The following is a 20,284-nucleotide window of genomic DNA, read 5'->3' as shown; positions in this document are numbered from 1 at the left end:
CTGGATTAAAGAGCGAAGCTCTCGCCGAGGTAGAGCCGGCGCACTTCCTGGTCGGCGACCAGCGCTTCGGGGGTGCCCTGGAACAGCACTTGCCCGTCATAAATGATGCAGGCGCGATCGACGATATCGAGCGTCTCGCGGACATTATGGTCGGTGATCAGCACCCCGATGTCGCGCCGCTTCAAATCCTTCACCAGCTCGCGAATGTCGGAGATCGAAATCGGGTCGATCCCCGCGAATGGCTCGTCGAGCAGCATGATCGACGGCTCGGTCGCCAGTGCGCGGGCGATCTCGCACCGCCGCCGCTCGCCCCCCGACAACGCCATGGCAGGTGCCGCGCGAAGCTTCACCAGCCCAAATTCGTCGAGCAATTGTTCGAGCCGCGCATAACGCGCATCGGCGTCGGGCTCGGCGATTTCGAGCACCGAGAGAATATTCTGCTCGACCGTCAGCCCGCGGAAGATCGAGGTTTCCTGCGGCAGATAGCCGAGCCCGAGGATCGCGCGGCGATACATTGGCAGCCCGGTAATCTCCGCCCCGTCGAGGTAGATGCGGCCCGAATCGGGTTTCACCAGCCCCATCACCGAATAGAAGCTGGTGGTCTTGCCCGCGCCGTTGGGGCCGAGCAGCCCGACCACTTCGCCGCGCGACACGGTCAGCGATACATCGTGGAGCACCGCGCGACCGTCATAGGCCTTGGCGATCGAGCGCACGTCGAGCCCGCGCACCTCGCCAGCGTGGGTCCGCGCCTCGAAGGGCAAAGCGTCGTTCACGGGCGGCAGGGCAGGGTCACTGACCCTTTTTGGGGACGAGGAAATGCCCGGTCACCCGGCCGCCGCTTTGGCCGATACCGGCCTGCCCGCCATCGACCACCGCGCGGCCCGAATTGAGGTCGATCGTCATCCGCTGGCCGTTGATCTGCGATCCGCCGCGATTGAGCTGGACCGCGCCGATCAGGGTGATCAATTTGCGATCGAGGTCGTAAACGCCGAAATTACCGCGTGCATTTTCCGACGGGCTGCGAACCACCACCCCGCCACTCGCGTCGAGTCGCCGAATTTGCACGCCGCCGCTGCTCGAATACGCAACCGTCAACCGGGCCGTGTCGAGCGTCAGTTCGGCCTGGCGGACCTTGACGTTGCCGCTGAAGATCGCGCGGTCGGCGCGGTCCTGCGCCTCGATCCGGTCGGCCGTGACATCGATCGGCGCGTCGGCATTATGACCCTTGAGCGCCGAGGTCGCGCCCTGCGCCACCGCCAGCGAGGCGGCGGACAGGCCGATCAGCCCGGACAGGATCAGCGACACCTTGTTCATCTTGCTCATCTGATTGCCCCCTGCACGATTTTCAAGCGCACCCCGCCATCGAGCACCACCGTCCGGGTGCCGAGATCGGCCTGCATCTGCCCCGCTTCGAAGGTGCCGAGTTTCATTGCACCCGTCACTCGGCCCCGACTTTGCAGCGTGTGCTGCTTCATGTCGACCCGCACATTGCTGGTTTCCAGCCGATAGCCATCGGCCCCGACCACCCGCACCGGCCCGTCAACCTGGACCATCTGATTGTCGAGGTCATATTGGCCGCGGCTGGCGTTGATCACCAATGGTCCCTGCGCAAGGCCGAGATTGGCCATCATCCCTTCGATCATCACGATCGGGACGTCGGACCGTTGTTGGATCGCGCGGTTGGCGGAGATGGTGAATTTGTTGCCCTTGGCATCCTCGCCCGAGTAACGCGCGCTCTCGATCCGCATTCGCTCGGTCGCTTTGTCGACGCCCTTCTTGTCGAGGATGAAGCTGACGTCGCCGCGCTTGTCGAACGGCGAGAGAACCAGCAAGGCGAGCAATAGCACGCCAAGCAAGGGCAGCCCCAATTTGGCGAGCTTGATCAGCCGGTCGTGGCGACTGCCGGGTTCAGCCCAATGGCGTTTGACCGCCGATTTACGCAGTGCGGCTTCAGACATGCGCGAAAATGTCCTGCTCAGCCCAGCCGGCCAGATCGAGCAAGGCGCGCGCGGGCAGGAAATCGAAGCAGGCCTGCGCCAGCTCGGTGCGTTTCTCCCGCGCCAGCCGCCGGTCGAGCTCATCCTTTAAGCGATGCAGATAACGCACGTCGCTCGCGGCATAATCGCGCTGCGCATCGCTCAGCTCGGGCCCGCCCCAGTCGCTGGTCTGCTGCTGCTTGCTGATATCGGTGCCAAGCAATTCCTTGACCAGCTCCTTGAGGCCATGGCGATCGGTGTAGGTGCGGATCAGCCGTGATGCGGTGCGTGTGCAATAAGCAGGGGACGCCATCACGCCGAGGTAGGCGCGCATGATCGCCAGGTCGAAGCGCGCGAAATGATACAATTTGATCCGTGCCGGGTCGGCCAGCAGCGCCTTGAGGTTGGGCGCGGCATAGTCGCTCTGCGGCCCGAATCGAACCAGATGCTCGTCGCCATTGCCGTCCGAAATCTGCACCAGACACAATCGATCGCGGCCCGGGATCAGCCCCATCGCCTCGGTATCGATCGCAATCGGGCCATCGGCGAACGTCACGTCGCCGGGCAGATCTTCTTCGTGGAAATGAACCGCCATGCCTTGCTACCTACGCCTTTCAAACTGCCTTGCCGCAGGTCGCATTGCGGCCCGCTGAACCCTCTTCACTACCCCTCTAGTCCGATGTCGGGGGGTCGGGCCAGCCCCGCACCATCGAATCACTAGGAGGCAACCCATTTTTCCTGTAAGGCCCGACGCTGGCGCGCGGGAGGTTTCGCGCGTGTGACCGGTTGCGCCTTTGGCCTGAGCGCGGCGGTTGGAATGGTTTAGCGGGCACGAGAGAGTTTGACGGGCATGGGTTTCGATAGAGGGCGTAAAGGCGAGCGCGGCGGTCGCGGCCGGGACAAGCGCGATGGTTTTGGTGGCGAAGACAGTGGCAGCGGCGGTCAGGATCGTGGCGGCTTCGGCGGCGGCGGTGATCGCTTCGGCGGTGGTGGCGGCGGCTTCGGCGGCGGCGGTGCCCCACGCAGCGGTTACGGCGGTGGTGGCGGCGGCTTCGGCGGCGGCGATCGCTTCGGCGGCGGCGGCAACAGCGGCGGCGGTTTCCGCGGCGCCCCCGGCGGCGGTGCTGGTGCAGGCGGCGGCGGTGGATTCCGCGGCGGTATGCCCCCCCAGGTCGTTGGCGAAGGCAAAGGCGTCGTCAAATTTTTCAACGCCCAGAAGGGCTTCGGCTTCATCGTCCGCGATGATGGCGGCGAAGATGTGTTCGTTCACATTTCCGCCGTCGAACAGGCCGGCTTGACCGACCTCGCCGATGGCCAGCCGCTCGAATTCACCCTGGTGGATCGGGGCGGCCGCGTGTCGGCGACCGACATCAAGATTGACGGTGAGCCAATGGCTGTTTCGCGCGCTCCGCGTGACGATAGCGGCGGCGATGCTGGCGGTGGTGATCGCGGCGGCCCGCAACGTCAGCTAACGGGCGAGAAAGCCTCGGGCACGGTTAAGTTCTTCAACGCGATGAAGGGCTTCGGCTTCATCAGTCGCGACGATGGACAGCCCGATGCATTCGTCCACATTTCGGCCGTCGAACGCGCCGGCATGCCGACGATCAACGAAGGCGACCGGCTGGAGTTCGAGATCGAAGTCGATCGCCGCGGTAAATATGCGGCGGTCAATCTCTCGCCACTGCAGGAATAATCGCTCATCAGAGCGGGGACTACAAGCGCCCGTCCGGTCACTGACTGGGCGGGCGTTTTGCCGTTCAGGTCGCCAGGGCCAACAGGGAGGCCACCGTGTCCGCCTCGTTCGCCGGCTTGTCGGTGCGGATGCGGCTGATGCGGGGGAAGCGCATCGCCAGGCCCGACTTGTGGCGCTTGCTGGCGTGGATCGAATCGAACGCCACCTCGAGCACCAGGGTCTTCTCGACCTCGCGCACCGGCCCGAAGCGGTTGAGCGTATTCTGGCGGACAAACTTGTCGAGCATCTTCAATTCGGCGTCGGTGAACCCGAAATAGGCCTTGCCGACGGGCAGCAATTCACCATCCGGAGTCCATGCGCCAAATGTGAAGTCGCTGTAGAAGGACGAGCGTTTGCCCGACCCGCGCTGGGCATACATCATTACGCAATCGGCGGTTAGCGGATCGCGCTTCCATTTGTACCACAGCCCGGTCTTGCGCCCCGCGACATAAGGCGAATCGCGCCGCTTGAGCATCATCCCCTCGACGCCCTCGTCGCGCACTCCGGCGCGAACCTCCTCGAGTTCCTCGAAGCTGTCCGCCCCGATGATTCGCGACAGGTCGAACCGCTCGGGATCAAGCGTCGCGACCACTGCCTCCAGCCGAACCCGCCGCTCGCTCCACGGCAGGCTCCGCAAATCCTCCTCGCCGTCGAACAGCACGTCGTACAGCCGGACAAATGCCGGATATTCCGCCTGCACCTTGGCACTGACATTCTTGCGTCCGAGCCGCTGCTGCAGCGCATTGAAGCTCGCCGCCCCGCCGCCATGCGCGTCGGCCCCCTGCACTTCGCCTCGAACCAGCAATTCCCCATCGAGCACCGCGCGCGTGGTGAACGCCGCCGCGACATCCGGGAAACTACCCGAAATATCGTCCCCGGTCCGGCTATATAGCCGCGTATCGCCGCCCGCATGGACCAACTGGATGCGGATCCCGTCCCACTTCCACTCCGCCGCCCACAGCTCTGGATATGCGCCGTCGAGGCTGACCCGCGTTTCTTCCAGCGGATGCGCCAGCATGAATGGCCGAAATACCGGAATATCCTTCGCCGTCGGTTGCTCGGCGCGCCCCTCACCCCAGTCGAACAATTCGGCATAAGGCGGCTTCAACCCGTGCCACACCTCCTCGACCGCCTCGACGTCCAGCCCGAACGCATCGGCCAAAGCCTGCTTCGCCAGCCGCGCCGAAATCCCGACGCGCAGCGCCCCGGTTGCCAGCTTGAGCACCGCATAGCGCCCTGCGACATCGAGATGGTCGAGCATGTTGGCAAGCACCGCCGGCGCATCGCTCTTCGACACCGCGCGCAACCGCTCGACCGCTTCGGACAGGCGGATCGTGCCGTCATCCAGATCGCTAGGCTCTTCCTCCGGCACCGGCCACAGCAACGACACCGTCTCGGCCATGTCGCCGACATAGTCGCGGCTCATCCGCAGCAGCACCGGGTCGATCCTTTCCTCCGCCAACGCGCGCACCACCGCTGGTTTGACCGCCGGAATATCGAGCGTGCTGGTCAGCGCGGCGAGCGCGAGCCCGCGATCGGGGTCGGGCGTGGTCTTGAGGTAATCGCCAATCAGCCGCAGCTTGCTCAGCCGCGACCGGGTGTAGACGAGATCGTCGAGGAGCTGAGAAAAGGCGCGCATTGCCGATGACAATGCACGGAAGCGCGAAAAGTCCCTAGTGCAGACGCACCGCCAGCGCCGCGAGGATGGTTTCGCGGTCGCGCTGGCTGTTGCTGCCGAGAGCTTCGCCCATATGCTCGAGGCACGCGCGGGTCGCCTGGCGGTGGCCGGGCATCAGCGCATGATGCGCCGCATAATCGGCCAGCCCTTCCAAAGCGGCCAGGCCATGCTCGGCCGCCATGCTGCGGATCGCGTCCATCTTCTTGCTGATCGTCTGGGGCGCCAGCCGCGGCATCCGCGCCTCGAGCTCGGCAATCCGCTCACACAGGATGGAGCGGGCATTATTGAGCGAATCGGAAGCGGCCATGGCATTTCTCTTCTGTTGACGCCGCCACTGTCACGCATAATGGTTAACACGGGGTCAAAGGGGGGCAATCGATGGTGATCCGCCGAATCCGCGATCATGTCGCCGATCAGAATTGGTTCGCGGTCGCGATCGACTTGGCGATCGTTGTCCTCGGCGTGCTGATCGCTACTCAGGTCAGCAATTGGAATGAAGCGCGCATCGAAGCCGAGCAAGGCCGCTCCTATCGCGCCCGATTGGTCGATGAGCTCGATTACAACACGCGCCAGCATCGTGCTCAGCAGGCTTATTACATCCAGGTCCGCGGCCATGGCGTCGCTGCGCTCTCCGCCTTGCGCTCGGGACAAGTCACGGACTCTGCACGGTTTGTGATCGACGCCTATCAACTGACGCAAATCGACCCGGCACCAGCCAAAAGCTACATTTACAACGAGATGATTTCGGCCGGACTGGTCAGCCGGATAGGCAATGAGCGGGTGCAGGAAGCCGCCAGCGACTATTACGTCCAGGTCTCGGCCAACGACCGCCAAAACCAGATGACCTTCCCCTACCGCGAGATCATTCGCGCGATCGTGCCTCGGGAAATCCAGGGCGAGATCCAGCAAAAATGCGGCGATGTGCTGATCTATTACCGCAAGCGGATCGTCGGCCAGCGGCTTCGGGAGCCCTGCACAGCCCGGTTCGATCCCTTGCTCGCTAGTCAGGCTGCAGCGGCAATTCGGCGCGAACCGAATATCGAGCGCGACCTCGTCCGCTACATTGGCTCGACCGAGGAACGGCTAGATTCTTTCCGCTTTTCGCTGATGATGGCAGCAGACCTGCACGCGGCGCTCGGTTTGGGTGAGCGCCAGCGCGAGGGGACCCCTGCCGTTCCTTGACAAATCGCGCCCTCGCCGTCATTGGGCGCAGGTCGGGCGGCGGATTACGCCGCCTTCATGCATTCCAGCTTTCAGGATAAGTCAGATGGCCAAGTCGGCAACCGTCAAGATCAAGCTCGTCAGCTCAGCCGACACCGGCTTCTTCTATGTCACCAAGAAAAACCCGCGCAACACGACCGAGAAGATGTCGTTCCGCAAGTATGACCCGGTCGTCCGCAAGCACGTCGATTTCAAGGAAGCGAAGATCAAGTAAGCCCCTGCGGCTTACGATTGAGCGTCGCCCTCGGGCGATGGTGGGGCGGTTCCGGTTTCGGGGCCGCCCGCTTCGTTTGTGGCCTCTTCCAGCTCGCGAATCGGCCCCGCTTCGAGCAAAGTTTCGACCGCTTCGGCAAAGCGCATCACCGAAATCGGCTTCGACACATAAGCCTGCGCGCCCGCCGCGCGAATCCGCTCATCGTCGCCAACCCCGGCATAGGCCGTCACCGCCATGATCGGCACCTGGCGCAAATTCTCGTCCGCGCGGATCAGCTCCATCAGCTCGAGTCCGGTGACGTGCGGCAATTGGATGTCGGTGATGACCAGGTCGGGCAGGAAGGTGCGCGCCGCGTCGAGCGCGAACCGGCTGTCGGTCACGCCCTGCGTTTCATGGCCATGCGCCGACAGCAAGTCGCAGAACAGCTTGATGTTGAGCGCATTGTCTTCGACAACGAGGATCTTGGCCAAATTCCCCCCTCCTTTCGCAAGTACAGATAGGCGATGACGCTCACACCTCCAACAAATCTAGCAACCGACTCAGAAACGGTCGCACTCAGCGCGCTTGCCGCGACGCTGACCGACGAACGGCGGGCGGAACGGTTCCTGTCGATCACCGGACTGTCCCCCGACGGGATTCGCGATTCGCTTGGCGATCGCCACACGCTCGCCGCCTGCCTCGCCTTCCTCGAAAGCCATGAGCCCGATTTGATCGCGGTGGCGCAGGCGATTGGCGTCAAGCCGCAAACCATCATCGCCGCCCGCGCGGAGCTTGAGGCATGATCGTCGATGTCAAAGGCGGTCGCCCGCTCCTGATCACCGATTGCGACGAGGTCTTGCTCCACATGGTGTCGCATTTCGACGCCTGGCTCGACGAAGCGCATAATATCGACTTCGCCTTCGAGCGCGGCGATTTCGGCCAGTCGATGACCGACAAGGCGAGCGGCGAGATTGTTTCGACCGAACGCGTCTGGCCGTTGCTCGACGAATTTTTCCGCAATGAAATGCACCGCCAGACGATCGTCCCAGGCGCGGTCGAGGCGCTGGGGCGGATTGGCGAAGTGGCCAATATCGTCATTCTCACCAATTTGGGTGATGAGGCCCATCCGTGGCGGGTCGACCAGCTTGCGCAGCATGGCATCGCGCATGAAGTCGTCACCAATTCGGGCGGCAAGGGCGTGCCCGTGCGTGCGATCATCACCCGTTACGCCGCCACCCGCACCGCGTTCGTCGACGATCTGCCGGTTCACCATGCTTCGGTCGCCAAACATGCGCCCGAGGTATTCCGGCTGCATATGGTCGCCGAGCCGCGCCTTGCCCCCGCCGTTCCGACGGCGGAGAAAGCGCATGTGCGGATCGACGACTGGCCAACCGCGACAGAATGGCTTTTGGAGAAACTGACCGCATGACCAGGACCGCCTTCATCACCGGCACGACCGCTGGAATCGGCGAGGCCGCAGCTCGGAAATTCGTGAACGACGGCTGGCAGGTTATCGGCACCGGCCGCCGCGCCGACCGGCTCGACAGATTGGCCAGCGAACTCGGCAGCAACTTCCGCGCGGTGGAGATGGACATGCGCGACACCTCCAGCTTCGACCAGCTCGCCAAAAGTAGCGGCCCGGTCGACCTTCTGGTCAACAACGCCGGCCTCGCCCCGCCGATGAGCGGACTTCAAGCTGCCGAGCAGGATCCGCTCGACACGGTGATCGAGACCAACATCACTGGCCTCGTCGCCCTGACCCGCGCCTTCCTGCCCGGCCTGATCGAGGCCAAAGGCGCGATCATCAACCTGTCGTCGGTCGCCGCGACTTACCCGTATAAAGGCGGGGCGGTGTACGCGGGTTCGAAGGCGTTCGTCCGCCAGTTCAGCCTTGGCCTGCGCTGCGACCTCGCCGGCACCGGGGTGCGAGTCACTTCGATCGAACCCGGCATGGTCGAAACCGAATTCACGTTGGTGCGCACTGGCGGCGACCAGGCCGCGTCCGACGCGCTCTATAATGGCGCCGACCCGATGACCGCGCAGGACATCGCCGACACCATTTTCTACGTCGCCACGCTGCCCGCCCACCTCAACATCAACGCGCTCGAGCTAATGCCGGTCAGCCAGAGCTGGGCTGGATTCGCGGTCGAGCGCAAGGCTTGACCCGCCGCGCCAACGCGTGTTGAGGCAAGCCCATGACCATCGATTCCAAACTCGCCGAACTCGGCATCACGCTCCCCGCCGCTGCCGCGCCCGTCGCCAGCTATGTCCCTTATGTAGAGGCCAATGGCCTGCTCTACATTTCGGGCCAGATCAGCTTCGCCGAGGACGGCAGCCTGATCAAAGGCCGGCTGGGCGAAGACATGGACCTTGAGGCGGGACGGGCCGCCGCGAGGCGTTGCGGGATCATGCTGCTCGCCCAGTTGCGCAATGCCTTGGGCTCGCTCGACCGGGTCGAGCGGATCGTCAAACTCGGCGTGTTCGTAAGCTCGACCGGCGATTTCACCGATCAGCCCAAGGTCGCCAATGGCGCGTCGGAATTGATGCAGGATGTGTTCGGCGACGCCGGGCGTCACGCCCGCTCGGCGGTCGGGGTGCCGGTGTTGCCGCTCGGGGTCGCTGTCGAGGTCGATGCGGTCGTCCAGATCAGGGCCTGATCCGCTAGACCCGGGCCGCAACGGGTTCGCGCATCGCGGGCTTCATCGCGCGCCGGCGATTGTCGAAAATACTCTGGTCTCGTTCGCCGCCTCGCTCGAGCTTGGTGCCGGGATCGAATGCGACCTGCGCCTCACTGCCGACGACCACATACTCGTCTTCCATGATGCCGACGCCGCGCGGCTGTGCGGCAGTCCCGACATCATCGGCCAGTCGACCCGCGCCGATCTCTCGCACCTCACCGTCGGCGGCCAACCGCTCCCCACCCTCGCGCAATTGCTCACGCTGGTCGCTGGCCGCGCGCCAATGCTGCTCGAAGTAAAAATCCACGGCGATATGTGGCGCTTCGGTCGCGCGCTGGTCGCGGCGCTCGACGGCTATTTCGGCCCCTATGGCGTGATGAGTTTCGACCCGCGTTTGCTGCGTTGGTTCAAGACCAATGCCCCGCATATGCGTCGCGGGCTCGTGATCCGGGATAGTCTTTCGTCGTTGAAGCGTTGGGGGGCAATGAAACTTGCCGATCCTGCTTTCCTCGCGGTTGATGTCGCGGCGATCGAGCGCCCGTGGGTGGCTGCTGCTCGCGCGAAAATGCCGGTCTACACCTGGACCGTCCGCACAGGCGATGACCGCCGCCGCGCCTTGCTCTGCGCCGATGCCTTAATCTGGGAAGCCGATGGCCGACCGTGAGCCCGACCTCACCGCGCGAATCGTGCGATCGGTCGGCAGCATCGATGCGGCCGAATGGGATAGGTTCGCGGGCAGCGACGATCCGTTCCTCGGCCATGCCTTCCTCAATTTGCTCGAAACTTCGGGCAGCGTCGGCACCGGCACCGGCTGGAGCCCGCTGCCCGTCATCATCGAGCGCGATGGCCAGCCGGTCGGAGCCGCGCCCGCTTATTTGAAGACCCACAGCCAGGGTGAATATGTGTTCGATCACGGCTGGGCCGAGGCATGGGAGCGCGCCGGCGGGCAATATTACCCCAAATTGCAGGTCACGATTCCCTTTACCCCGTGCCCCGGCCGCCGTTTGCTCGGCCCGCCGGATGCCTTGGCTAGTGCATTGGAATCGCTGGTCATTCAGAACGAACTCTCCTCCGCCCACATCACCTTCACCACGATTCAGGAAACCGTTGCTCTATCCGCCCGAGGCTGGCTCGAACGCCACGGCCTGCAATACCATTGGCTCAATCGCGATTATTCCAGCTTCGACGATTTCCTCGCCGCACTGTCCAGCCGCAAGCGCAAGGTGATTCGCAAGGAACGCGCGGCCGCGGTCGACGGACTCGACATCCTGACCCTGCGTGGCGGGGAGATCATGCCCGACCATTGGGCGGCGATGCATCGTTTCTATGAAGACACGGGGCAGCGCAAATGGGGACAGCCCTACCTCACCCGAGCGTTCTTCGATCAGGTGGGCGCGGTGATGGGCGAGGCGAGCCTGATGTTCCTTGCCCTTCGCGACGGGCACCCGATCGCCGGTGCGCTCAACTTCATCGGCAGCGATACGCTTTACGGCCGTTACTGGGGCGCGGTGGAGGAAGTGCCGTTCCTCCACTTCGAACTCAGTTACTATCGCGCCATCGACTGGGCGATTGAGCACAAGCTTGCCACCGTCCAGGCCGGCGCGCAGGGCGAGCATAAGCTGGCCCGCGGCTACGAGCCGGTGATCACCCGCTCGGCGCATTTCCTTCCCAATCCCGGTTTCCGCTCCGCTGTCGCCGACTTCGTCACCCGCGAGCGCGAAGCCATCGCCAACGAGCTTGTCTGGGCTCGGGAAGCACTGCCGTTCAAATGATCATTCGCCGAAAACATGCACTTCGCGCCCGTCCGTATCGGCCCGAGCGCGGTACATTCCCGGGGTGGTGAACCCCCACGCTGCCTCGCCCGACGGTGCCACCGCGATCAGCCCGCCATTGCCGCCCAATGCGACGACATCGGCCAATACCGCATCGAGTGCCGCTTGCAGGCTCTCCCCGCCGATCATCATCCGCATCGCCAGTTGGTGCGCCCCGACGGCGCGGATGAACGCCTCGCCAAGCCCGGTGGCGCTGACCGCGGCGGCGCGATCATCGGCATAGGTCCCGGCTCCGATCAGCGGCGAATCGCCGATCCGGCCCCATCGCTTGGCCGTCAGCCCGCCGGTCGAGGTCGCTGCGGCCACATGCCCTGCGCTGTCGACCGCCACCGCGCCGATGGTGCCATATTTGATGTCGGTGTCGAACTTCCCGCCGGCGGCCATCACCTTGTCGAGCTGCGCCTGGCGTTCTGCAGTTATGAAGAAGCCATTCTCGACCTGCTCGAGCCCTTGCTCACGCGCGAAGGCATCGGCCCCGGCGTAGGTCAGCAGCACATGCGGGCTATGCTCCAACGCCGCCCGCGCCGCGCTGATCGGGGCGCGGGTGGTGGTCATCCCGGCTACCGCGCCCGCGCGCCGGTCGCGCCCGTCCATGATCGCCGCGTCGAGTTCGCATCGCCCGTCGGTGGTCAGAACACTGCCGCGCCCCGCGTTGAACGCCGGATCATCCTCCAGCACTCGCGCTGCCACCTCGACCGCATCGAGCGCGCTTCCGCCACTGCTAAGCACCGCTGCGCCAGCATCGAGCGCCGCCTCAAGTCCCGACCGCGCCCGCTCTTCCGCATCGGGGGAAAGCGTCGCCGGCCGCATCGCGCCGCACCCGCCGTGAATCATCAAGGTCCATGTCATCGCCACGCTTTAGCGCGGGCCGCCGTTCGATTCTAGTTGACTCGCGTAACGGATGATATAATGATGATATCAATTAAACAGGGGAATCAACATGTCCGAACCGATCATCGCTTTAACCTCCAGCCGCGAACATCGCGCGCCGACAGCCAGTGGCTATGCCATGCTGATGGTGTTGCTCGTAGCGATCATGATCCAGGTTTACGGAATCGTCCAGTTGGCCAATGATCGTCCGTCGGCGCTGGCCATCGCCACCGTTATCATCGGCCCGCTTACCATCCTGCTGATCGCGCCGGGCTTCTACATGCTCCAGCCCAACCAGGCGGCGGCGATCACCTTGTTCGGATCGTACAAAGGCAGCGACCGGACCACCGGGCTGCGCTGGGTGTTGCCGTGGCTGATCCGCAAGAAGGTCTCAGTCCGCGCCAACAATTTCATTTCCGACCGGATCAAGGTCAACGATCTGCGCGGCAACCCGATCGAAATGGCGGCGCAGATCGTGTGGCGCGTGGTCGATACCGCGCAGGCGTTGTTCGACGTCGACGATTATGCCCAGTTCGTCCGGGTCCAGGTCGAGGCCGCGATCCGCACCATCGGCTCGCGTTACCCCTATGACGATTTCGAGCATATGGAGGTGACGTTGCGCGGCAATCATGACGTGGTCGGCGCCGAACTGCGCACCGAACTTCAGGCGCGGCTCGCGGTCGCCGGGATCACGGTCGACGAATGCGGCTTCACCCACCTTGCCTACGCGCAGGAAATCGCCGGTGCGATGCTTCGCCGTCAGCAGGCGCAGGCCGTGGTCGCAGCGCGCAAGACGATGGTCGAAGGCGCGGTCGGGATGGTCGAAATGGCGCTTGCCATGCTCAGCGAGAAGAATGTCGTCGAGTTGGATGACGAGCGCCGCGCGGCGATGGTGTCCAACCTGATGGTCGTGCTGGTCGGCGACCGCGATACCCAGCCGGTCGTCAACGCCGGCACCTTGTACCAGTAAGCGAATCGTGAGCGGCGCGCGCAAGGCTTACCCGTTGAGGGTCGATCCCGCCCTGTGGGCGGCGATCGAGCGCTGCGCCGCTTCCGATCTTCGCTCGGTCAATGCCCAGGTCGAATGCCTGCTGCGTGAGGCAATGAAGCATCGCGGAGTCAAACTCGAAGCCCCCAAGCCCGCCCGTCGCGGCCGGCCGCCGAAGGAGAGTGAATGATGGCCGAATGGTTTGCGCCGAGGCGCTACGGATGGGGAAGCGGTCCGCCCATAACGTGGCAGGGTTGGGCTGTGACGTTGATCTATCTGGGAATCATTTTGGGCGCATCACAATTGCTCGACCGCAGCATTTGGGCCGTCGCGTCAATCGTGCTGCCTGCATCAGCCATTTTCATGACGATTTTAGCAAGGACTACGCGTGGCGGTTTGCGTTGGAACTGGAAAGGAAAGGAATAATGATGATGGCTTCCATCCTCGCCGCCGCGCTTGCCGCTGCCGCGCCCGCCGCACAACGCCCGCTGACCGCGCCCGGTCCGCTCGCGCCATTGTCGGCGACCTTGCTCGATGCGGGCAAGAACAGACCGGTGATCGTGATCATTCCCGGATCGGGCCCGACCGATCGCGATGGCAACAATCCGCTCGGGGTGAGCGCGTCGAGCTATCGCTTGCTTGCCGAAGCCCTCGCCAAGCGCGGCATTTCGACCGTCCGCATCGACAAGCGCGGGATGTTCGGCAGCAAGGCCGCAATTGCCAATGGAAATGACGTGACGATCGCCGCTTATGCCGCCGACGCCCACGCCTGGGCCAAGGCTGCCCGCGCGGCGACTGGGGCGAAATGCGTGTGGGTGTTGGGGCATAGCGAAGGCTCGCTGGTGGCGCTCGCCTCCGGTCAGGACCAGGCCGATCTGTGCGGCGTGATCAGCGTCTCGGGCATGGGCCGCAAGTCGGGCGATGTGATTCGCGAGCAATTGCGCGCCAACCCCGCCAATGCTCCGATCCTTGCCCCCGCGCTGGCCGCGCTCGACAGCCTCGAAAAGGGTCAGCGGGTCGACGCCAAAACCCTTCCGGCACTGCTCCAGCAATTGTTCGCCGATTCGGTCCAGCCCTATTTGATGAATTTGATGGCGCAGGATCCGGCGCGGCTGGCGGGGAGCCTCAAGCTGCCGCTGCTGATCGTTCAGGGTGACCGCGATCTGCAGGTCAAGCTGGCCGACGCCAACGCGCTTGCCGCCGCCCAGCCCAAGGCCAAGCTGGCGATCCTGCCGGGCGTCAATCATGTGCTCAAGATCGTCTCGAACGATAGTCCCGCTGCCAATTTCGCAACCTATAGCGACCCCTCGCTGCCGATTGCGCCCGGCGTGGTCGATGCCATCGCCGGGTTCGTCGGCAAGCGCTAGCGTCGTTGGCCCGGGGCCTTGGCCTCGGGACCGAGTGCATCGTCGAGCAAGCGGGCGAGGCGCAATCCCCCGGCGAGTATCTCGCGCCGAACTTCGGGGATCAACGATTGCACATCGGCTTCGGTCAGCGTCGGTCGAGCCACGCTTTTCTCGCCGCACGGGTCGCCAAGCAACGAGGTGTAGGCCTGGGACCGCGACGCTTCCCAGCTCTCGCGGCTCCAGTCGGTGACGGTCCCGGCGGCGATCCGAGCCCGATCTTCGGTGGTCAGATTGGCAACCAGTCCATTCGCGCCGCTCGGCGGGGTCGAGATTGCGCGCTCTGCCAGATAACCGTCCCAGATCGAATGCAAATTGGTTCGCCCGCTGACCAGTCCGTAATTGGCCTTTACTTCATTGCCGCCCTTGTCGCCGCGATCGCCGGCATGCATCGGCTGGGCCAAATCGCCCATGAAATGCACGAGGAACGCCAGCGCCATCAACCGCTCACGCTGCGGTACTTTCACATCCGACAGCAACCGCGCCTGCCGCTCGACTTGCGCCGAGACGCAATTGCCGTCCTTGCACGCGCTCTTCAGGTCGAACGGCTTGCAGATATCGACATTCTGATAATGCCAGGAATAGGCATAAGCGAAGCGATCGCCGAGCGGCTTGATGCAGTCGGCCCACACGCTCGTTTGCTCGATCGTCGCGACCGGGCAATCGGGGGTCTCGAGCAATCGTCCCTGCCGAAGCAGTCCGAATATCTTGGCGCGCGTATCGGGCCGGACATGGTCGAGCGCGATCCGCGCCACCGTCTCATGGCCATATTCCCAATAAGCGGCGGCGGGGCTGGTCCACGCCATCAGCGCGACGACGAATAGCATCAGGGATCGAATCGGCATTCGCTCCCCTTAGCGCGCCCGGCTCGTTATTCTAGCTAGGGCGCCCCCAATGCCAGCTAGCCGACCAACAAGTCCCGTTGCCGGCCAACCCGCCGCCACCCTCAACTTGTCAGTAACAGCTGCGCCCCGACGTAGGCGAGGGCGCCAACTCCAAGGCCAACCACAAACGCCCCGAACGCGCTCACGTCATAGCTTTTCCCGGGCAAGCCACCGTTCTGGTTGCCGCCACCCGGATCGACCGGGACATAATTGGTGCTGGTCGGATCGGATTTCGGAACAAGGTTGAGCGTGAACCAGAATTCCTGCTGCGACATATCCATGTTGATGACGTCGATCCATTCGCCATTGGGATCCATTGCGTCGATCCAGAATGTGTCTGGCAAATCGTGGCAGGCCGACGTCGGGCAACTGGCCGCGCCAGTCCCGAGTTTGACCCACAGTGCGTCACTTTGATTTGGGGTGAAACGCAACTGCGATTGGTTAAACTTGTCGATATCGAACCGGACTCGATAATGATCGGTCTTTTTGATATTATCGGTGGTCTTGTTGAAGATCAGCAGCTGGCTCGACGGAATGATATGACCATTCCGGCTCAACACCGGCTTGGCGCTTGGTGGCCCTCCGGTAAGCGCTTCGACGATCTCATATGTCCTTCCCTTGCTTGCCATCATACCCTCCCTGTTGTGCGTTGCTTAGTTTGACGCTTTGAATCCCAATGCCACCAATTTGGCGACAATCGGTCGTGCCTCGTCCGTCCTGTCAAGTCGCCGCAGCAGCTCGGCGCGTTCGTTCATTTCCCACGGGCGTTCGACTTGGCTGGTGGGCAGTGGCGCGAGTCCGTCGGTCCAGGCCGCCTTGGCCCCGTCAGGATCGCCCAGTCGGCGGCGGACATCGCCCAGCAGCCGCTGTTCAGCGGCAATGCTGTAGCGATCCTTGATCGGGTCAGCGCTGCGTTCGCTGCGGGCCGACGCCACCGCCTGAACGGCCAATTTCAGCGCATCGACGGGCGCATCGTTGGCCAGCGCCAACCGGGACCGGACCGACAGGCAGGCGGTCTGCAACGATCGCCATGTTGGGCTTGAATCGCGAGCGAGGACACGCCGCGCATCGCTGCATCCGGCGCTTTCCGCAACCGCTGCATCGGCCGGTCGATTGGCTTCGATCAAGGTTTTGGCAAGGTCCAGCCTCGCTTGTGCCGCAAGCCCGCGCCAAAAGGCATTGTCCGGCTCGATCGGGATCAGGCGGTCGGCCTCGGCCACGGCGAGGCGCAATTGCTCGGCCCCGCCCTTATAGTCGCCTTTGGCGGCGAGCAGGTTTCCGAGGGCCTGATAAGCTGGAATTAAATGTTCACGGAAGACGACGTCGGTTCTTCCTCGCGCGATGAGTTGGTTCAGAAACGACAATTGTTGCTGCCGTGCAGTAATCGCCAATTCGAAGCGACCCTCGGACCTGAGCGTATCGGCGAGCCAGGCCAGAAGCGTTGAATATTCCTTCTGATAGTCAGCGTTTCCAGGATCATTCGCGGCCAGGGATTGCATTGGCTTGATTGCGCGTCGGAAGATTTGACCGGCTTCGACGAAACGGCGCTGGTTATACAAATTGATGCCGAGATTCTCGTCGGCGTAGAGCACTTCCATTTGCCATTTTGGATTGCCCGGATCGGCAGCGACCATCCGGTCTGCAAGGCGCTTATACTCGCGATATTCGAGTTCTGCCTGTGCCGCCTGGCCGCGCAATCGCGCAATTTCGCCAATCCAGAAAACATTCTGCGCGTGATCGAATAATCGCTGGGGATCATTGGGCGCTCGCTCGACCAGTTCCGCCGTACTGCGCCGCGCCTCACGATAGCGCGCCAGTGCCGCGTCGGGGTTGGCGCGCGCTTTGGAAATCTGACCCAGCAGGTTTAGCGCCCTGCTACGCTGGGCCAGCGCCGCGTCGCCCAATTCGGCCTTGTCCTGCTTTTCGAAATATTGAAGTGCCCGCGTTCCCACCGCATCGAGTGCCCTGAGCTTGCCGATCGGCTCTAGCTCATCGCGCAAATCGCCCAGCATGAAGCCAACCAGCCCCTCGGCCTCGCGCCGTTGATCCCGCGCTTCGTCGCGCTTGTCGAACGCAAACACCGCCAGCCCGCTCGCCACCGTCATCCCCGCCAGCGAGGCCGCCGCGACATAGGTAAGGCGCTTCTGCCGCCGTTGCTGCTCGCGCTTGACCAGATCGTCGAGCCCCAGCCCGAGCATCCCCGCGACCAGTTTGAGCTTGCCTGTCTCGCGCCCGTCGCGGTCGACGCGCAAATCGGCGGCGATCGGCTCGGCGCGCTTGCCGGTGGACTGTCCCTTGCGGTCGATCTTCTCGCGCAGCGCCGGCGGGAAGCACTCCTCCCCCTCGCGCCCGGCAATCTCGCTCGCCCACGGCTCGCCGCCGACGATCGCCGCCAGGATCCGCCGTTCGCCATGCAATTTCTTGAACGCCAGTATTTCTTCATTGACCCAGCGCGATTGCGCCGCGGCGGGCGAGCACAGCACCATCAGGTATCGCGACTGTTTGATCGCAGCGCGGATTTTGCCGCCCAGATCGCTCGACGCGGCCAATTCGTGCCGGTCGCGGAAGATCGGGGTCAATCTCTTCGGCACCGCGCCATGAGCGGTCACGCGCCCGACCAACGCCTTGGGCACGACAAACCGCTCGATCGCCTGGTGCAGCCAGTCGGCGTCGGCGCTGTCGGCATGGCTGTAACTGAGAAAGGCCCAGTACCGATGCGTGTCGTCGGCCAGGCCCCGGTCGGCCGCGCCTCCCGTTTCCTTGCCACGCGACATCAGGGCCATCTTATTCACTCGGTGCCCCCACCATAAGCTCATCTGGCGCATTAACAGATAATATGCCGTCTAGCGATTCGTCGCGACTGTCTTGGCGGTTGCGCCTCGCTGGCCTATATGGCGGCCATGTCCATTCGGCCCTGGCGCGACATCGCGCGTCGTCAATCGCGTCAGATCATGGTCGGCAACGTCGCCGTCGGCGGCGATGCGCCGGTCACCGTGCAGACGATGACCAACACCCCAACCTCGGATGCCAAGGCGACGATCGACCAGATCCGCCGCTGTGAGGAAGCCGGGGTCGATATCATCCGGGTCTCCTGCCCTGACGTCGAAAGCACTGCCGCGCTCAAGCAGATTGTCCGCGCCAGCAACGTGCCGATCGTCGCCGACATCCATTTTCACTATAAGCGCGCGCTTGAGGCGGCCGATGCCGGCGCCGCCTGCCTGCGCATCAATCCGGGCAACATCGGTTCGGCCGAGCGGGTGCGCGAAGTGGTCAGCGCCGCCAAGGCTAATGGCTGCGCGATCCGCATCGGGGTCAATGCCGGCAGCCTGGAAAAGGATCTGCTCGAAAAATATGGCGAGCCCTGCCCCGAGGCGTTGGTCGAAAGCGCGCTCGACCATATCCGCATCCTCGAGGATCATGATTTCCGCAATTACAAGGTCGCGGTGAAGGCGTCCGACCTGTTCCTCGCCGTCGCCGCCTATCACCAGCTCGCCGAAACCGTTGATTGCCCGCTCCACCTCGGCATTACCGAGGCCGGCGGGCTGATTGGCGGCACCGTCAAATCCTCGATCGGCATGGGGTCGCTGCTATGGGCCGGGATCGGCGACACGATCCGCGTCTCGCTCTCCGCCGAGCCGGAGGAGGAAGTCCGCGTCGGCTACGAAATCCTGAAAGCGCTCGGGATCCGCAATCGCGGCGTCCGCGTCGTCTCCTGCCCGTCCTGCGCGCGCCAAGGGTTCGACGTCATCCGCACCGTCCAGGCGCTGGAGGAACGGCTCCAGCACATCCGCACCCCGATGTCGCTGTCGGTGCTCGGCTGCGTCGTCAACGGCCCCGGCGAAGCGCGCGAAACCGACATCGGGCTGACCGGCGGCGGCAATGGCAAACATATGGTGTTCCTGTCGGGGGTCACCGATCACCATGTCCAGGATGCCGGGATGATCGACCACATCGTCAAGCTGGTCGAGGCCAAGGCGGCCGAGATCGAGGCCGGGATCAGCCAGTCCGCCGACACCGCCCCGCACCCTGTCGCCGCCTGAGTGAGCCTGGGCCGGGACAACGTCCGTGAATCACTGACTCGCGCCGGGTTGGCGCTGGCCAGGCTCTACCCGATGGGCATCAGCCTGCTGTGGAAGGCGCCGCTGGTGCTGTCGCTGGTGGTCGTTCCCGAATTTATCCAGCATGTCGCCGAAATCCAGCTCGGCATGTTCGATGGCGGGGCGGCGACCCGGGCCGCGGCCGATCACCCGATCCGCTGGCTATTCGGATACATCAAAGTTGCGGGCGTCTTGCTCGTCTTCCTCGCCGCCGCCCGCTTCTGGTGGACCCGCCGGTCGGGTGGCGCGTGGTATGATCTGCGAACGGTCGCGTGGAAGCGGTTCGGACTGGGGTTCGTGACGTTTATGGGCATCCCTTTGCTGCCGTTGTTGGCGACAGGACGCGTGTCCGAAACGGCCATTCAGGTCGCTGGCTTCGTGCTCACCATTCCCTTGCTCCCGATGCTGTTCGTCATGATCGCCGGCCTGTTTGGTGATCGTGAAACCCCGATTCGCGATTTCTGGCGGCGCTCCTGGGGATGGATCCTGCTGACGGTGGTGCTGCTCGTCATCGGTTTCGCGCCGGTGCAGTGGCTCCATGGTATGAACCATCATTGGGCAATGGGTGCGGCCTTGCCGATCGTCTGGGCGCTGATGATTTTCGACTCGATTGTCGTCGGCCTGCTGTCCGGCATTACCGGCACCGCGCTTTACCTTGGCTATGCCGCCTTCCGTGACGGCAGGGATGGCAACCGGGTTTAGCACTTCGTTGACCTTCGCTGCGCTACACCA

At 63.9% G+C, this 20,284-nt stretch carries 25 protein-coding genes and 1 pseudogene; 15 read left to right on the top strand and 11 right to left on the bottom strand.

Translation table 11 applies throughout. From position 1 onward, the window contains the following. Positions 1-5 precede the first annotated feature (5 nt). From lptB to RMN73_RS04780, 4 genes are read right to left on the bottom strand one after another with little or no spacing between them, the layout of a single operon-like run. Positions 6-773, bottom strand: coding sequence for an LPS export ABC transporter ATP-binding protein (gene lptB, locus RMN73_RS04795; RefSeq protein ID WP_405051530.1), 768 nt, complete (start codon positions 771-773; stop codon positions 6-8). Positions 774-789: 16 nt separating this feature from the next. Further along, positions 790-1,323: an LptA/OstA family protein gene (locus RMN73_RS04790; protein ID WP_309602173.1), complete on the bottom strand. Its 534-nt coding sequence runs from the start codon at positions 1,321-1,323 to the stop codon at positions 790-792. Continuing rightward, on the bottom strand, positions 1,320-1,958 hold the full coding sequence (gene lptC / locus RMN73_RS04785) for an LPS export ABC transporter periplasmic protein LptC (RefSeq protein ID WP_309602172.1): 639 nt from the start codon (positions 1,956-1,958) through the stop codon (positions 1,320-1,322). Before lptC ends, RMN73_RS04790 begins: the two co-directional genes overlap by 4 nt. Then, a complete protein-coding gene (locus tag RMN73_RS04780) occupies positions 1,951-2,571 on the bottom strand; it encodes a ribonuclease D (protein WP_309602171.1) in 621 nt (206 codons plus the stop codon). Before RMN73_RS04780 ends, lptC begins: the two co-directional genes overlap by 8 nt. 255 nt (positions 2,572-2,826) lie before the next feature. On the opposite strand from RMN73_RS04780, the gene RMN73_RS04775 reads away from it, so the two are divergent. Then, positions 2,827-3,669: a cold-shock protein gene (locus RMN73_RS04775; protein WP_309602170.1), complete on the top strand. Its 843-nt coding sequence runs from the start codon at positions 2,827-2,829 to the stop codon at positions 3,667-3,669. A 64-nt stretch (positions 3,670-3,733) separates the two neighbouring features. Here the strand turns inward: RMN73_RS04775 and RMN73_RS04770 are convergent, their stop codons facing one another. Both RMN73_RS04770 and RMN73_RS04765 read right to left on the bottom strand, forming a co-directional pair. Next, the gene (locus RMN73_RS04770; RefSeq protein ID WP_309602169.1) at positions 3,734-5,347 is read right to left on the bottom strand and encodes a cisplatin damage response ATP-dependent DNA ligase; all 1,614 of its coding nucleotides are present in this window, start codon (positions 5,345-5,347) and stop codon (positions 3,734-3,736) included. Between the two features lie 34 nt (positions 5,348-5,381). Then, complete coding sequence (locus RMN73_RS04765) at positions 5,382-5,693, bottom strand: hypothetical protein (RefSeq protein ID WP_309602168.1); 312 nt, start codon at positions 5,691-5,693, stop codon at positions 5,382-5,384. A gap of 71 nt (positions 5,694-5,764) precedes the next feature. On the opposite strand from RMN73_RS04765, the gene RMN73_RS04760 reads away from it, so the two are divergent. Both RMN73_RS04760 and rpmG read left to right on the top strand, forming a co-directional pair. Then, positions 5,765-6,568, top strand: coding sequence for a hypothetical protein (locus RMN73_RS04760; RefSeq protein WP_309602167.1), 804 nt, complete (start codon positions 5,765-5,767; stop codon positions 6,566-6,568). An 85-nt stretch (positions 6,569-6,653) separates the two neighbouring features. Continuing rightward, a complete protein-coding gene (gene rpmG / locus RMN73_RS04755) occupies positions 6,654-6,821 on the top strand; it encodes a 50S ribosomal protein L33 (protein ID WP_309602166.1) in 168 nt (55 codons plus the stop codon). 113 nt (positions 6,822-6,934) lie between these two features. Here rpmG and RMN73_RS04750 read toward each other — a convergent pair. Next, positions 6,935-7,282 (bottom strand): annotated as a pseudogene (locus tag RMN73_RS04750) (response regulator); the annotation flags it as partial. A 42-nt stretch (positions 7,283-7,324) separates the two neighbouring features. Here RMN73_RS04750 and RMN73_RS04745 point away from each other — a divergent pair. Genes RMN73_RS04745 through RMN73_RS04720 form a run of 6 tightly spaced genes read left to right on the top strand, consistent with a single transcriptional unit; the run spans position 7,325 to position 11,250 of the window. After that, a complete protein-coding gene (locus RMN73_RS04745) occupies positions 7,325-7,603 on the top strand; it encodes a DUF3572 domain-containing protein (RefSeq protein ID WP_309602165.1) in 279 nt (92 codons plus the stop codon). Further along, positions 7,600-8,229 carry an HAD family hydrolase gene (locus RMN73_RS04740; protein ID WP_309602164.1) on the top strand — a complete coding sequence of 210 codons (630 nt, stop codon included), beginning with the start codon at positions 7,600-7,602 and terminating at the stop codon, positions 8,227-8,229. The genes RMN73_RS04745 and RMN73_RS04740 overlap by 4 nt, the downstream gene beginning before the upstream one ends. Further along, positions 8,226-8,963 (top strand): SDR family NAD(P)-dependent oxidoreductase, encoded by a 738-nt coding sequence (locus tag RMN73_RS04735; protein WP_309602163.1) that lies wholly within the window; start codon positions 8,226-8,228, stop codon positions 8,961-8,963. Before RMN73_RS04740 ends, RMN73_RS04735 begins: the two co-directional genes overlap by 4 nt. 32 nt (positions 8,964-8,995) lie before the next feature. Further along, on the top strand, positions 8,996-9,457 hold the full coding sequence (locus RMN73_RS04730; protein WP_309602162.1) for a RidA family protein: 462 nt from the start codon (positions 8,996-8,998) through the stop codon (positions 9,455-9,457). Next, positions 9,432-10,142 carry a glycerophosphodiester phosphodiesterase family protein gene (locus tag RMN73_RS04725; RefSeq protein WP_309602161.1) on the top strand — a complete coding sequence of 237 codons (711 nt, stop codon included), beginning with the start codon at positions 9,432-9,434 and terminating at the stop codon, positions 10,140-10,142. Before RMN73_RS04730 ends, RMN73_RS04725 begins: the two co-directional genes overlap by 26 nt. After that, positions 10,129-11,250, top strand: a complete 1,122-nt coding sequence (locus tag RMN73_RS04720) for a GNAT family N-acetyltransferase (RefSeq protein ID WP_309602160.1) — start codon at positions 10,129-10,131, stop codon at positions 11,248-11,250. Before RMN73_RS04725 ends, RMN73_RS04720 begins: the two co-directional genes overlap by 14 nt. Here the strand turns inward: RMN73_RS04720 and RMN73_RS04715 are convergent, their stop codons facing one another. Then, positions 11,251-12,159 (bottom strand): isoaspartyl peptidase/L-asparaginase, encoded by a 909-nt coding sequence (locus RMN73_RS04715; protein WP_309602159.1) that lies wholly within the window; start codon positions 12,157-12,159, stop codon positions 11,251-11,253. A 91-nt stretch (positions 12,160-12,250) separates the two neighbouring features. On the opposite strand from RMN73_RS04715, the gene RMN73_RS04710 reads away from it, so the two are divergent. The 4 genes from RMN73_RS04710 to RMN73_RS04695 are packed head-to-tail and all read left to right on the top strand — an operon-like array spanning position 12,251 to position 14,535. Beyond that, positions 12,251-13,150: an SPFH domain-containing protein gene (locus RMN73_RS04710; RefSeq protein WP_309602158.1), complete on the top strand. Its 900-nt coding sequence runs from the start codon at positions 12,251-12,253 to the stop codon at positions 13,148-13,150. A gap of 7 nt (positions 13,151-13,157) precedes the next feature. Next, positions 13,158-13,358, top strand: coding sequence for a toxin-antitoxin system HicB family antitoxin (locus tag RMN73_RS04705; protein WP_405051529.1), 201 nt, complete (start codon positions 13,158-13,160; stop codon positions 13,356-13,358). After that, positions 13,355-13,594, top strand: coding sequence for a hypothetical protein (locus RMN73_RS04700; protein WP_309602157.1), 240 nt, complete (start codon positions 13,355-13,357; stop codon positions 13,592-13,594). The genes RMN73_RS04705 and RMN73_RS04700 overlap by 4 nt, the downstream gene beginning before the upstream one ends. Then, on the top strand, positions 13,594-14,535 hold the full coding sequence (locus tag RMN73_RS04695) for an alpha/beta hydrolase (protein WP_309602156.1): 942 nt from the start codon (positions 13,594-13,596) through the stop codon (positions 14,533-14,535). Before RMN73_RS04700 ends, RMN73_RS04695 begins: the two co-directional genes overlap by 1 nt. On the opposite strand, the gene RMN73_RS04690 is transcribed toward RMN73_RS04695, so the two are convergent. The 3 genes from RMN73_RS04690 to RMN73_RS04680 all read right to left on the bottom strand — a co-directional run bounded on the left by RMN73_RS04690 (position 14,532) and on the right by RMN73_RS04680 (position 18,238). After that, entirely contained in the window at positions 14,532-15,416 is an 885-nt protein-coding gene (locus tag RMN73_RS04690) for a S1/P1 nuclease (protein WP_309602155.1), read from the bottom strand. The two genes, RMN73_RS04695 and RMN73_RS04690, sit on opposite strands and share 4 nt — an antisense overlap. 101 nt (positions 15,417-15,517) lie before the next feature. Continuing rightward, positions 15,518-16,084 (bottom strand): hypothetical protein, encoded by a 567-nt coding sequence (locus tag RMN73_RS04685; RefSeq protein ID WP_309602154.1) that lies wholly within the window; start codon positions 16,082-16,084, stop codon positions 15,518-15,520. A gap of 24 nt (positions 16,085-16,108) precedes the next feature. Next, on the bottom strand, positions 16,109-18,238 hold the full coding sequence (locus tag RMN73_RS04680) for a toll/interleukin-1 receptor domain-containing protein (protein WP_309602309.1): 2,130 nt from the start codon (positions 18,236-18,238) through the stop codon (positions 16,109-16,111). A 117-nt stretch (positions 18,239-18,355) separates the two neighbouring features. Here RMN73_RS04680 and ispG point away from each other — a divergent pair, with 117 nt between their 5' ends. Together ispG and RMN73_RS04670 are read left to right on the top strand one after the other, a co-directional pair. After that, positions 18,356-19,495, top strand: coding sequence for a flavodoxin-dependent (E)-4-hydroxy-3-methylbut-2-enyl-diphosphate synthase (ispG, locus tag RMN73_RS04675; RefSeq protein ID WP_309602153.1), 1,140 nt, complete (start codon positions 18,356-18,358; stop codon positions 19,493-19,495). Further along, on the top strand, positions 19,496-20,254 hold the full coding sequence (locus RMN73_RS04670) for a hypothetical protein (protein WP_309602152.1): 759 nt from the start codon (positions 19,496-19,498) through the stop codon (positions 20,252-20,254). The last annotated feature ends 30 nt before the right edge of the window (positions 20,255-20,284 follow it).

The sequence above is a fragment of the Sphingomonas sp. genome (assembly GCF_031372575.1).
In the GTDB taxonomy this organism is placed as follows: domain Bacteria; phylum Pseudomonadota; class Alphaproteobacteria; order Sphingomonadales; family Sphingomonadaceae; genus Sphingomicrobium.
Note: the sequence above shows the minus strand (reverse complement) of the source record. Positions and strands in the feature narration are given on the sequence as shown.